This is a genomic window from Kitasatospora sp. NBC_01539, assembly GCF_045040525.1.
Lineage (GTDB): Bacteria > Actinomycetota > Actinomycetes > Streptomycetales > Streptomycetaceae > Kitasatospora.
In genome coordinates, this window is sequence record NZ_CP109390.1 from 2,684,102 (window position 1) to 2,696,938 (window position 12,837).

Here is a 12,837-nt window from a genome sequence, read left to right on the forward strand (position 1 = left end):
ATTACCAACGCCGGCTGCACACGATCGAGGGGCGGTCCCAGGAAGACCGCCCCTGACGGACATCAGCCCACTACACTCACCGCGCAGCCTTCTGATCAGGCAAAACGTCGAAGTCCGGCTGGAGTATTAGGTGTTCCGTCATGAAAGAGCTTCAAGCCAGCCAGCAACCTCCAAGGACTGCTGAAGTTCGCCTTCGAAGGTGCCAACTCCAATCTTGGCCAGCACCCGATAGTGGTCGATGGCTTCGCGGACCGCAGCCAGACCTTCCTCCCGACGCCCCAACTCACCCAGATCAATGCTCAGGTTACTCAAGGCGCCGGCGAGGGCAGGCAGGTAGCCGTCCGGGTTCGCCCCAGCCAGCACCCTGTAGCAGTCGACAGCTTCGCGGACCGCAGCCAGACCTTCCTCCCGACGCCCCAACTCACCCAGATCAATGCTCAGGTTGTTCAGGAATATGGCGAGGGCAGGCAGGTAGCCGTCCGGGTTCGCCCCAGCCAGCACCCTGTAGCAGTCGACAGCTTCGCGGACCGCAGCCAGACCTTCCTCCCGACGCCCCAACTCACCCAGATCAATGCTCAGGTTACTCAAGGCGCCGGCGAGGGCAGGCAGGTAGCCGTCCGGGTTCGCCACAGCCAGCACCCTGTAGCAGTCGACAGCTTCGCAGACCGCAGCCAGACCTTCCTCCCGACGCCCCAACTCACCCAGCCGAACGGACAGGTTGTTCAGAGCGCCAGCAAGGTTAGACAGGCCGACGTTCGGGTTCGCCTCGGCCAGCGCGCGACGGATGTCGACGGCTTCACGGATCGCGGCCAGGCCCTCCTCGTGCTGTCCGGCCTCCCCCAGCCGACTGGACAGGTTGTTCAGGGCGCCAGCAAGGTCGGCCAGGCTCGCGTTCGGGTTCGCCTCAGCCAACCTTCGATGGATGTCGACGGCTTCATTGCTCGCAGCCAGTCCCTCCTCCCGACGCCCCAACTCACCCAGCCGAACGGACAGGTTGTTCAGAGCGCCAGCAAGGTTAGACAGGCCGACGTTCGGGTTCGCCTCGGCCAGCGCGCGACGGATGTCGACGGCTTCACGGATCGCGGCCAGGCCCTCCTCGTGCTGTCCGGCCTCCCCCAGCCGACTGGACAGGTTGTTCAGGGCGCCAGCAAGGTCGGCCAGGCTCGCGTTCGGGTTCGCCTCAGCCAACCTTCGATGGATGTCGACGGCTTCATTGCTCGCAGCCAGTCCCTCCTCCCACCGCCCCAACTCACCCAGCCGAATCGACAGGTTGTTCAGGGCGCCAGCAAGGTCGGCCAGGCTCGCGTTCGGGTTCGCCTCAGCCAACCTTCGACGGATGTCGACGGCTTCATTGCTCGCAGCCAGTCCCTCCTCCCACCGCCCCAACTCACCCAGCCGAATCGACAAGTTGCTCAGGGAACCGGCAAGGGCAGGCAAGTAAGTGTTCGGGTTCGCCTCGGCCAACGGGCGGTAGTGATCGACGGCCTCACTGCTCGCAGCCAGACCCTCCTCCCACCGCCCCGCTTCAGCGAGCTGGTTGGACAGGTTGTTAAGAGACATGGCGAGGTCGAGCAGGTAAGTGTCCGGGTTCGCCTCGGCCAGTAGGCGGTAGTGATCGACGGCCTCACTGCTCGCAGCCAGGCTTTCCTCATGCCGTCCTACCTCGCCCAGATCGACGGACAGGTTGTTCAGGGAGCCGGCGAGGGCAGCTAGGTGGGCGTCGGGGTTCGCCTCGGCCAACCTTCGACGGATGTCGAGGGCTTCACCACTCGCATCCATGCCCTCCTCCCACCGCCCCAACTCACCAAGCCGAAGCGACAGGTTGTTCAGGGCCATGGCGAGGTCGGGTAGGTAAGTGTCCGGGTTCGCCTCGGCCAGCGGGCGGTAGTGATCGACGGCCTCACTGCTCGCAGCCATGCCCTCCTCCCACCGCCCCAACTCACCAAGCTGGAGCGACAAATTGTTCAGGGATGCGGCGAGGGAGGGCAGGTAGGCGTCCGGGTTCGCCTCGGCCAGCGGGCGGTAGTGATCGACGGCCTCACTGCTCGCAGCCAGACCCTCCTCCCACCGCCCCAACTCACCAAGCCGAGCGGACAGGTTATTCAGGGCCATGGCAAGGCCGGGCAGATAAGTGTTCGGGGTCGCCTCAGCCAGAGGGCGGTAGCGGTTGGTGAGGGTGTGGGTGAGTTGGAGGGCAGTGCGAGCAAGCCGCTGGCTGAAACCCGGAAGCAGGTCATTGAGAGTAGTGAGATCGTCCAGGGTGCTGCCGAAATCGGTGGTGATGGCGTCGAGTGCGGCGATAAGAGGGGCTGGATGGTCGGTGCGGGTAGCAGTTGTGATGATCTGGACGGCGAGCCGCTGGTGATGGCGAATGCAGAGGTCAGTGAGATGGGTATCAAGCCGGTGGTGGAAGACGGGGTGGGCGGCGGCCCGACTGAAGACGGTCAGGAGTTGGATTCTTTGTCTTTCCTCGGCGCCGTCAAGGAGGTGATCAGCCATGGCGGGGTTAGTGTCCAAGACGCGACCGATGTGGCGTTCGGCGAGGCGGTCGGGCTGAAGGTTTCCCCAGAGCAGCGGCGCAGGAGCGGGATATAGAGCAGTAATCCAACCGGTTACGGTGTCGCGCCGATCGCGGGGCTGGTCTGCCAAGGCCGGCAGCCGCCGCCACAGCATGTCGGCGCCTTCACGGTCGGCGGCACCAGCCAAATAGGCCGCGGCCAGGGCCGTCTCCAGCGTGAGGGTGGACAGGGTCGGAATCAGACCGCGAGCGACGGCGCTGTGGTGCCAGTAACGGCGTTCATGTCCGAGTAGCCGGTCCTCCACGCCTTCAACCGGCCCACGAGCCGCATCGTGCCCGTCCGATCTGTCGGCCTCGCCAGAGCCAGCGGTGTCGAGAAGGTCGGCGAGGGCCGTCATGTGAAGCGTGAGGGCGTTGCCGTAGGCGTCCTCGCCCAGCCACACTGGCAACGGCAGGTTATTCGCAGCGCCCAGCCAGTCCCGAATGGGCAGGCCTTCGACCTGGGCTAGGGCGCCAGCAAGAGCACGGGCAGCAGCGCGGTAGGCGCCGGGCCTCGCTACGGGATCATCCTCCAAGGGAGTCAGCAGGCAGGTGGATGAGGCTTCCAAGTAGTCCTGAGCCAAGCTGCTGGCGGTGGTGGCCTGGCGCCACCAGTCACTGTCGGTGCGAGCTAGCAGCAGCACCTTGAGCGGCGGGGTATCGGGGTGCTCAGCGGCAGCCTCAACCAAAGCGGCCAGCTGTCTTGTACGGGTCTCCGCGTAGTCCAGAACGACCAACAGCGGCTTTGAGACGTGCCGCACCGCCCCCAATTGGTCCGCAGTAACGTCGGGGCCAGGCCACAGAACTGCCCACCGATCGGCGGCCAGTAGCGAGGCAAAGTGGTGGGCGAGGCGGGTCTTGCCCTGCCCACCAGGCCCATATACCAGCCACGCCCCGAACCCGCCCCGGGCGCACCAAGCCGTCAACTCATCCAATAGCTGCCGACGGCCGTGGAATGGGACGGTCTGCCGCGCGGCATGCAGCAGCGCGGCCGGCGAGCGCACCACTCCGGAACGACCGGGCACGGCGGCGGGATCGGCGAGGTGCTGCAGCTCGACAGCGTCCAAAGAGGCTGGACCGGCACCGTGCTTGGCCAGTGACGCACGGAAGGCCGGGTCATGGTGCAGGACGTAGGCCGGGACTACGTTCAACTTTCCATGGTTGGAGTGTGCCGGCTCAGAGGCCACTACACCGATCAGCAAGCGGTCGCAGCACACCGCCGCACCCGACAACCCTCCCCACGGGGAAGTACTGGGCCTGGACCACTCCGGGGGCTGCTGGAGGAGGTCCATCACGTACCGGTTTTGAGTGATTCCACTGCCCGGGTTCAACCTGCCACACAGTTGGACGGCTTCCACGGCCAGACCCGCGCCTTGGGCGACATCAGGTACGCCCCACGTCTCACAGTCGACACCGGGCCGGTCGGTGACCAAACGGCCCCAACGCACCGGGGTAACGGGGGCGGCCCAACCCAGGCTGTCATCGACGAGGACAAGCGCTGCATCGTCTCGTCCGCCCGCCGTACCGCACCACACCACGGTCGCATCCAGGACACCGTTCCCGCCGACGTGGAACACCTGAACCCGCCGTCCAACCAGGTCCACACTCCCAACTTGTTTGCCGACGACAACGTGGGCGGAGGTCAACACCAACCGCCCACCAACCGCATATCCCGACCCTGGACCATTCGGCCCGGTTACACCAACCAGACGCGACCGCTCCACCCCGAGCTTCCCTTCACCCCGCCCGCACCCAAACCTGCCACAGAAGAGTTGCTATCCCGGCCACAGCGCGGTCAGTCTGGAATGCGCCCTGACGTGTCTCCGGGTCCAGCTGGCCGGCCAGCACCACCACTGACCAACAGATCTCCACCGTGCGCGCTGCGTGGGGTGAGTGTGAACGACACCCGATGGGTGCGCCCACGAGAAACAGCAGCTTCAGTCTCCGCACCGACCGCCCACAGCTTGAACCCGGCCTTAGCCTTCGCGTCCGCGCGCACCTCGACCTCGAACTCCATCTCCACCGGCCCCACCGAAAACACCACTTCCGGGTGCTCCCCTCCCAGCCTCGCTGCCGCAATCAGCTCGTCCCGCACCGCGGCCACCGCCTCCACCAATGGAATGTCCACTGAACCTGCCTCCTCACACGACCAGTTACATCGACACGAACACCGTAGAGCCGCCATCGCGCCGCATGCAGGCGAAGCATCCAAATCGGGACCACTCGCCGACCTCGCCGAACGGTTCAAGGGCAGACACACACGCCCACCGTGCTTCACGCCGCGAGGTTTCGTCCCCTCCCTACCGGTCGAGCGCTGAAGGTGGTCTTGACTCCTGCCCGCTGGAGCATCGAACGGCCGCCGCCTCGGGTCAGTGGACCACCACATAACCTCAGTCATACTGACCAGACCTCGATGGTGGCCCCGATCTACGGCATCCATCATTGTGGAAAGGCACAGGACGAGGAGGGTCGCCCAGTGAGCGAGCGCAGTCCGCGCGGTACGTACCTACAGATCGCCGAGGCATTGCGTGCCGAAATCGGCGACGGTTCTGGACCGACCGCGCTGCCGTCCGAGGCTGAGCTGATGGACCGATACGGCGTGGCTCGGAGCACCGTCGGGCGTGCGCTCAAGGTTTTGACGGACGAAGGCCTGATCCGGTCCCGGCAGGGCACCCGCCGGACCGTGGCGGCTGCGGAAGCAGCGCCCACGGTCTACGACCGGATCGTGGGTGTAATCGCCAAGGAAGGCTTAGCGCCGGGCGACGGGTTCCCATCCGAGAGCGAGCTCTGCAAGCTGACCGACGCGTCCCGGGGTACCGTGCGCCGCGCGCTGGCGCAGCTCGAAGGCGCCGGCGTGCTGGAGGTCCGGCAGGGCAAGGGCCGCTTTGTCCGCGCGCTGCCCGGCCCAAGTACCGCACCACCCACCCCCTAGGAATGGACGCCACCGTGTGGGCCTACGACCTCGCTGAAGCACTCCTCGCCGACGACCTTCCCCGCCGCTGGGCCCACTCCCAGGGAGTGGGCGGGCGGGCTCGCATGCTGGCGCCGATCCTGGGACCGGATGCTGAACTGCTTGAAGCTGCCGCTGTGCTGCACGACGTTGGCTACTCCCCCCGCATCACCGACACCGGCTTCCATCCCCTTGACGGCGCGCGGTTCCTTCGCAACGTGGAGCGGGTGGACGAGCGGATTGTCCGGCTGGTCGCCCACCACTCCTGTGCGTTGCTGGAGGCGGAGGAGCGAGGGCTGCGCGAGGAGCTGGAGGCCGAGTTCCCGTTGGAGGAGCCGGGGTTGGTCGATGCGCTGATCTACTGCGACATGACCACGACCCCGGACGGCACGTCCACAACGACTCCGGCGAGGGTTGCCGAGATCGTGAGCCGGTACGGGCCGGACAGCATCGTCGGGCGGTTCATTTGCCGGGCGGAACCGGAGATCCACGCGGCGGCCCACCGCGTCGAGCGCAGGCTGACGCTGGCCGGCCCCGCGACCTAGCCGATGTAGGGCTGAGCGCGGTCCGGGTCGAGCGCGTGCTGGATCCGCAGCCGCATGGACGGATGAATGTCGAGGTCTTCGAGGTCCGCAGGGTTCACCCAGCGGACCTCCTTCGATTCTTCGCTCGTCCGAAGGTCTCCGCCGATCGGCCTTGCGCGGAAGCAGATCGAGAACTGCTGCCGGACCTCACCGTCGTCGTACGCCATGAGGTGCCCGGGATCGGTGTAAAGCCCTGTGACCGTCACGACCTCGACATCGATACCGGTCTCCTCGCGCACTTCCCGGATCACCGTGTCGGCGACGAACTCGCCGATATCGTGGCCGCCACCGGGGAGCGCCCACAACCCATTGTCCGTCTTGTGGATTAGGAGCACCCGCCCGCCATCGTCCTGCACAACGGCAACGACCGACGGGACCACCGAGTTCGCCACTGGCGCGTTGGGGTCGTTGATGTAGTCGATCCGGCTCATGCCGCCTCGCCTTCAAGCCTCGGAGAAGTGATCCTTCGGGAACTCTCCCAGATTCGCTCAATGCTTGCCGCGTACGTGCTGAACAGCTCCCCGCCAGGCACCTTCGAGAGGTGCAGCACGGGCGCGAGGTAGGCGCCAACACCATGGACGTGGCCGTTGACGAGCATCTCGTCATCGGCTCGGTAGAGCGAGTTGTAGAGCGTGGTCGAGTGGAGGCGGAACTCAACCCCTGGCACGTTGAAGATCGGCGCGTAGTTGGCAAGCGCGTTGCGGATCTTCCCAGCCATCGCCGGGCCGATCCCTTCGTCCTCGCCTCGCTGCGCGACCTGGGGTGAGTTCGGGTCACCGAGCATCATCCGGACGGACACGCCCGCGTTCGCCTTCTCCCTGATCAGTCGGAAGAAGGTCGGGTCTTCAGAGAGCCAGAAGCCCGCATAGACGACCAGGTCGAAGTGCCGGGCGGCGCCTGAGTAGAGCGAAGTCCACAAGTCCTTTGGCACCACCGCGCGGTGCGGGTAGAGCCTGACGAGTTCGGCGCGGCCGGCCTCGGCCGTCTGGCTTGCGCTCTCTTCGTCCGGCCAGAGGTCCGACAGGTCGTGTTGCAGGAGGTTCGCCAAGGCGTACTGGAAGCGCCGGTACGGTCGGCGCTGGTCTTTGGCCTCGACCCAGCGCTCCACCGTGCGCGCGCTGACACCGATTCGTTCTGCGATCTGCTCGACCGTCAGGCCGCTTGCCAAGATCGCTCCTCGAAGCCGCTCATTGGCCATGCCGCCCTCCCCTGGACGATGCGGTGGCACTTGGACGATGCGGGACGACTTGACCGTAGCGAAGTCGGTTCGAGGTCGTCCACTGACGCCATATCTCGACATGCCAGGACGCGCGAATCTAGTGATGCGCGGTCGGGGCGGATCTCCGACGAATCAACGAAGGACTTGACGAAGCGTCGGTTCAGCGCCATCGTAAGAGACATGTTCAACATGACTCGCATGGCGGGACTGGCGAACTGACAGCCCTTCTTCGGGCTGCCCTGAGCTGCGCAAATGCGTCCGGAAGTCGGCTCCTGCGGGGGCCGGCCAGGGAAGCGCTCGTTCTTTGACAATGCTGCCGTCCCACGGCCCTCGGAAGGGGCCGCGCGGTGGCGGGCCAGACCCTCGGGGCCGGGCCCCATCAGTGGAGTTCCGGTCTCTCCCGTGGAGTGCAAGACCGGCGGCAGGTTGCTCGGGATGAGCGGACCTGCACCGCACAGACCTCCCCGCGGCGTGCCTTTGAGGCGCTGCCTGCGGGCCCGACCACAGCCGCCCCGGCTGGTGATCCTTTTTCTGCCCGAAGTGCGGGGCGGCTTCCTGACCTTGACCGGGAGAGAAGCCGCCCCGCCGGGCCCTCGCCCTTGGAGAAGGACCCGTGAGACTGATTGTTGCAGGCCAGGAAGCCGCTACGGCTTCCGAGTTCGCCGAGTTGGCCTTCGGCATCGACGTGGAGCTGTTCGCCGGCGCCGACGACGAGACCACCGACACGGTGGTACGCCTCGACGTCGCCCGGGACGTGCTGCACGACCTGGCCCCGGAGCCCGCCCGCTACGCCAAGGCGCTGATGCGCACGGCCGAGCGCCGCCGGCCTCTGGGCTGGAAGGCGGCGGCGTGATGACGCGCTTCGTCCGCCGCGGCATCCGCGGCACCGCCCGCCCGCACCTGACCGCCCGCCCCACCGGCACCTACGCCGCAGAGGTCGTCCCGTCCCCGGACGGCGACCTGCGCGGCGCCGCCTGCCAAGGCATGGACCCCGACCTGTTCTACGCCGAGCCCGACCCGGACGACCCGGACGCCGATCCCGCGGCGAGCGGATTCGCGACCCGCCGGGCGAAGGCGGTGTGCGCCGGCTGCCCGGTGCGGGAGATGTGCCTGGCGCTCGCGCTGCGCCGGGGCGAGCCGTTCGGCGTCTTCGGCGGGCTGACCGCCGACGAGCGCCGCCTCCTCAAGCGGCGCGCGACCGACACCGCCCGGAAGGACGGTGCGGCGTGATGGCCCCGTCTCGGCGCCTCGGGGTGGCACTGCTGCTGCTCGCCGCCGCTTTCCCCGCCGCCGCCCGCACCGTGGCTGCCGCGCTGACCACCGTGACCGTGATCCTGCTGGCGCACCCGACCGCGGTGTGCGCCGTCGTGGGCGGCCTGCTGGTGGCGAGCACGCTGCCCGCCCTGCGCCGCCGCGCAGCCCGCCGCATCCGCGTACTGCGCCACCTCGCCCGTTCCTGAGCCGCTTCGAGATTCCCGAGGGGGACTGATGAGCATCACCGAACTGCGGCCCACCGGCCGCACCCGCCCGGCAACGAAGTCGGCGGGCAAGGAAGCCGCCGAGGCCGAGGCCCTACGCGCCAAGACCCAGACCACCAAGGCCGCAGCCGACATCGCCAACCAGCTCAAGGCGGCCAAGGCCGCCGCCGAGATCGCCGCCGGCGAGGCCAGGGCCCAGGAGATCCGCCAGGCCGCCGCAGAGAAGCAGCGCGAGGCCGCCCGGCTGCGGGCCGAGGCCCAGGCCGTCCGGGAGAAGGCGGAGCGGTCCGCGGCCCAGTGGCGGACCTACGCGAGGACGATCGCGGTCATCTGCGTGGTCGTCTCGCTGCCGCTCCAGGTGATGGCGTTCTGGTCCCCCAGGGCGCCGTTCCTGCTTGCCGCGCCGCTGGTGCTGGAGGGTCTGGCGTGGGCGCTGCTGAAGGGCGCCGAGGCTGCAATCGACGACCACCGGCCGTCCTGGCACTACCGGGCACTGGCCGGGGCGGTCGCGCTGTTCGCCGCGACCGTCAACTACCTCCACGGCTCGGCCGAGTTCGGTCTCGGTACCGGCCTGGGCGGCGCGTTCTGCTCGCTGGCCGGACCGCTGGTGTGGGACCTCCACGAACACGGCCGGATCCGCAAGCGCGACGGCAAGGTCAGCCGCCGCCTGCGCCGCGCCGAAGCGAAGCGGATCGCCGCCGAGGCCGCCGAGCAGAAGGCCGCCACGGAGCGCGAGTCGGAGGAGCGCGCCGCGGTCGAGCAGCTCCGCTCGGTGCAGTGGCCGCAGGTGTGGGAGCGCGCCGTCGCCCTCGCCGCAGCGGTCGGCGAGCTGCACCCGAGCGAGCCGACGTGGAAGCGCGCATGGGACGACACCCAGGGCGCCACGCTCGGCGACACCGCCGAGTCCATCGCCGCGCGGGTGGCCGCCAGGGCCGCCGTCAAGGACGCCGCCAACGACCGGACGAAAATGGTCGAAAAGGTGGAAAAGCCGCAGGTCGAATCCCAGCTGACCCGCCCCTCGAACACCCCCGCCGTGAAGCGTCCGGACGGCCGCCGTGCCAACGGCGGTACCCCGCCCGTGCGCCGTGCTGGCGACACCCTCGGCTACTCCCCGGTCGCTCGCCGCGCCATGGCGATCGCCGCCCGCGGCAGCCGGCGCGGCCAGGTCGCCGCGAGCTGACCCCTCAAGCCCCACAGGAGATCCGCATGTTCATCCGCAAGGACCCCGTCACCGGGCTGCCGGTCGGCACCGAGGCCGTGTTCCTCACCCTCGGCTCCGCCCTGGTCTCTCTGTTCCAGCACCCCGAGGCCGCCGACCTGAACGGCCCCGAACTGGCCTTCAAGTGGCTGTGCCTCGGCTGCCGGACCGACAGCTTCGGCAGCACCCAGCGCCACACCGCCCGCGACGCCGCCAACAGGCACGCCGCCGACTGCCGCTCCATCCCCTGGCCCGCCACCGGCGACCAGGGCTGACGCGTCACTGGCATCACACCTCGGGGCGGCCGCCAAGCCGCCAAGCATCGAACGGCCGCCCGGGGCCCCTTTCCGCACCACTGAGCAGTGAGGAAGGAACCTGAAGTGAACCACGAGGAACACGCCCCGAGCGGCCCGCCCGCCCCCGCCGCGAACACCCCGAACGGTGGCGGTGGCGAGGTGCTGCCGTTCCCCGGCCGCCGCACCAAGAACACTCCGCAGCCCGCCCCGGCCGAGGACGCAGTCGTGGACTCGGTGTACCTGCCGCAGGACACCGCCCCGCTGCCGGTGGCGCCGGTGGTGGCGGCGAGCGGGCGGGAGGACGTGGCCGGGGACCGGCCGCTGATGCCGCAGTGGATCCGCACCCGCGACGGGCGGCGCACGATGGCCCGTGCCCGCTCCACCCAGGCCCGCCGCGCCCTGCGGCGGTGGCTGGCCCGGCAGCGCACCGACCGCGGGCATGGCGCCCAGGCCTTCCGTGGGATACGGCGCTCGGCCCGGTGGACGGCCGGGTTCGAGGGCGCCCACGTGCAGGCCGCCGGCCACCAGGCCCACATCGCCACCCGCGAGGCCCGCGACCTCGCCCGCCGCGCCCGCTTCACCCTGCTGCCCGGTGACCGGGCCCTGGCGCAGAAGCAGTCCGAGGCCGCCCTCGCCGTCGCGGTGGCGGCCGTCGCCGCACACAAGAAGGCCAAGTCCAACCGGCGCCGGATCCGCTTCGCCCGCGCCCTCGTCGCCTACGGCCTCCCCATCACCGCCGTCCTCGCCGCGTACGTCGCGCTCGGCGGCGCCGGCCTGCTGCTCGGCCTCGGCACGGTGCTCGCGGTCGAGGCGTTCCTCGGCCGCAAGCCCGACCGGGACACCGTCTGGGACGCCGAGGTGCGGGCCCTCTCGGACGGCGACCCGCTCACCGAGTCGATGCTCGACCGGGCGTTCAAGGCCGCCCGCGTGATCGGCGACAACCAGCGCCTCACCATGGTCACCCCGTGCGCCATCGACCCCGCGGTGCCGAACGCCTGGCACGCCGTCATCGACCTGCCCGACGTGACCGTGAAGAAGGCCCGCGACCGGGCGGACGAGATCGCCGCCGCCATGGGCATCGACCGCACCAACCTCGACATCCGCCAGGTCGGCTCCAACGGCCGCCGCATGGCGATCTGGGCCTGCGGCCAGAACCCGTTCCTCGCCACACGCCGCAACCCGCTCGTCGCCGCCCGCGCCAAGCAGGTGAACACCTGGCGCGACGGCTTCCCCCTCGCCTTCGACAAGCGCGGCAACGTCCTGCGCCCGACCCTCTCGGACTACTCGTTCCTGTTCGCCGGCGCCACCCGCTCCGGCAAGGGCATGGGCCTGGCCAACCTGCTCGCCGCCGCGATGCTCGACCCCCGGGTACGGATCCGGCTCTTCGACGGCAAGGGCGCCGGCGAGTACGTCCCCCACGCCCGCGCCCTGGCCACCTTCGTACGCCGCAACCCCGCCCGCCTCGTCAAGTTCCTCCGCCTCATGGTGGAAGAGATGAACCGCCGCACCGAAATCCTGGTCGAGGCCGGACTCTCCAAGGCGAACGAGAAGCTGATCGACAAGCTCGGCGGCATCGAACTGGTCATCATCGACGAACTCGCCACCTACACCGCCAAGAACGGCCCCTCCGGCAAGTACGCCGAGGAGATCACCGAACTCCTCGCCCAGATCGCCGCCGTGGGCGCCGCCGTCGGCATCGTGCTGGCGCTCGCCACCCAGTACCCCGAGGCCGAGATCGTCACCCCCCGCCTGCGCGGCAACCTCTCCGCCCGCATGGCCATGCGCGTCGAATCCCCCGGCGCCTCCAACGTCGTCCTCGGCGACGGCATGGTCGGCCAGGGCTACGACGCCTCCAAAATCCCCATCGAGAAGACCAGCCGCGGACGCGCCTGGCTGACCACCCCCGACACCGGCGTCATCGAGGTCCGGTCCCTGTTCATCGACGAAGCCGCGGGCGAGATCCTCCCCCTCATCGAACGCGGCATCGAACTGCGCGAGGCCGCCGGATGCCTGCCCGGCCACTACGACGACCCCATCGAGGCCGCCATGGCCCGCACCACCGGCGTCAGCGCCGCCGCCGGCGGCACCGACGGCCTCGGCTCCATGGTCCGCCGCACCGTCCTGGACCACATGGCGCGGGCCACCGAGGCCACCGGCGACGGCGTGATCAGCAGCGCCGACCTGCTCGGCCACCTCGCCGGCACCGACCCGGGCCGCTACGGCCGCGCCGGCAGCGAGAGCGACGCCGCGTGGCTGTCTCGCTCCGGCAAGGCCCTGCGCAGTGAACTGGCCGACCTCGGAGTCGAGTTGGAGGCAGTCCGGATCACCCTCCCGGACGGTTCCCGGCCCAACGGCTACACCCTGGCGGACCTGCGCGCGGCAGCCTCCCGCCTCAACGGCACCGACTGACCCGCAGGCCGACCTGTCCCGGTTTGCACCCCTGACAGACCTTCGCCGGCATTGGAAAGTCGCAGGTCACAGCCCCGCACGCCCGGTCAGTACCCCTGCCGACCCCTGCCGGAACGCACCCCCCTGGGCGCCCTCCGGCAGGGGTC

Annotated in this window: 12 protein-coding genes; 8 read left to right on the forward strand and 4 right to left on the reverse strand. The window is 69.2% G+C overall.

Annotated elements, in window-relative coordinates:
- Positions 1 to 138: 138 nt before the first annotated feature.
- Entirely contained in the window at positions 139 to 3,708 is a 3,570-nt protein-coding gene (locus OG335_RS11485; RefSeq protein WP_405010983.1) for a tetratricopeptide repeat protein, read from the reverse strand.
- 644 nt (positions 3,709 to 4,352) lie between these two features.
- Positions 4,353 to 4,685: a trypco2 family protein gene (locus OG335_RS11490; RefSeq protein WP_405010984.1), complete on the reverse strand. Its 333-nt coding sequence runs from the start codon at positions 4,683 to 4,685 to the stop codon at positions 4,353 to 4,355.
- Between the two features lie 348 nt (positions 4,686 to 5,033).
- Here OG335_RS11490 and OG335_RS11495 point away from each other — a divergent pair, with 348 nt between their 5' ends.
- A complete protein-coding gene (locus tag OG335_RS11495) occupies positions 5,034 to 5,489 on the forward strand; it encodes a GntR family transcriptional regulator (protein ID WP_405010985.1) in 456 nt (151 codons plus the stop codon).
- Between the two features lie 2 nt (positions 5,490 to 5,491).
- On the forward strand, positions 5,492 to 6,052 hold the full coding sequence (locus OG335_RS11500; protein WP_405010986.1) for an HD domain-containing protein: 561 nt from the start codon (positions 5,492 to 5,494) through the stop codon (positions 6,050 to 6,052).
- Here OG335_RS11500 and OG335_RS11505 read toward each other — a convergent pair.
- Together OG335_RS11505 and OG335_RS11510 are read right to left on the reverse strand one after the other, a co-directional pair.
- Positions 6,049 to 6,522: an NUDIX domain-containing protein gene (locus OG335_RS11505; RefSeq protein ID WP_405010987.1), complete on the reverse strand. Its 474-nt coding sequence runs from the start codon at positions 6,520 to 6,522 to the stop codon at positions 6,049 to 6,051. The genes OG335_RS11500 and OG335_RS11505 overlap by 4 nt on opposite strands.
- Positions 6,519 to 7,289 (reverse strand): helix-turn-helix domain-containing protein, encoded by a 771-nt coding sequence (locus tag OG335_RS11510; RefSeq protein ID WP_405010988.1) that lies wholly within the window; start codon positions 7,287 to 7,289, stop codon positions 6,519 to 6,521. The genes OG335_RS11505 and OG335_RS11510 overlap by 4 nt, the downstream gene beginning before the upstream one ends.
- A gap of 634 nt (positions 7,290 to 7,923) precedes the next feature.
- Between OG335_RS11510 and OG335_RS11515 the strand changes: the two genes are divergently transcribed.
- The 6 genes from OG335_RS11515 to OG335_RS11540 all read left to right on the forward strand — a co-directional run bounded on the left by OG335_RS11515 (position 7,924) and on the right by OG335_RS11540 (position 12,691).
- Positions 7,924 to 8,163 carry a hypothetical protein gene (locus tag OG335_RS11515; RefSeq protein WP_405010989.1) on the forward strand — a complete coding sequence of 80 codons (240 nt, stop codon included), beginning with the start codon at positions 7,924 to 7,926 and terminating at the stop codon, positions 8,161 to 8,163.
- A complete protein-coding gene (locus tag OG335_RS11520; RefSeq protein WP_405010990.1) occupies positions 8,163 to 8,540 on the forward strand; it encodes a WhiB family transcriptional regulator in 378 nt (125 codons plus the stop codon). The genes OG335_RS11515 and OG335_RS11520 overlap by 1 nt, the downstream gene beginning before the upstream one ends.
- Complete coding sequence (locus OG335_RS11525; RefSeq protein WP_405010991.1) at positions 8,540 to 8,770, forward strand: hypothetical protein; 231 nt, start codon at positions 8,540 to 8,542, stop codon at positions 8,768 to 8,770. The genes OG335_RS11520 and OG335_RS11525 overlap by 1 nt, the downstream gene beginning before the upstream one ends.
- Positions 8,771 to 8,798: 28 nt before the next feature.
- A complete protein-coding gene (locus OG335_RS11530) occupies positions 8,799 to 9,968 on the forward strand; it encodes a hypothetical protein (RefSeq protein WP_405010992.1) in 1,170 nt (389 codons plus the stop codon).
- Positions 9,969 to 9,994: 26 nt separating this feature from the next.
- Positions 9,995 to 10,261: a hypothetical protein gene (locus tag OG335_RS11535; RefSeq protein WP_405010993.1), complete on the forward strand. Its 267-nt coding sequence runs from the start codon at positions 9,995 to 9,997 to the stop codon at positions 10,259 to 10,261.
- 105 nt (positions 10,262 to 10,366) lie between these two features.
- On the forward strand, positions 10,367 to 12,691 hold the full coding sequence (locus OG335_RS11540) for an FtsK/SpoIIIE domain-containing protein (RefSeq protein WP_405010994.1): 2,325 nt from the start codon (positions 10,367 to 10,369) through the stop codon (positions 12,689 to 12,691).
- Positions 12,692 to 12,837 lie beyond the last annotated feature (146 nt).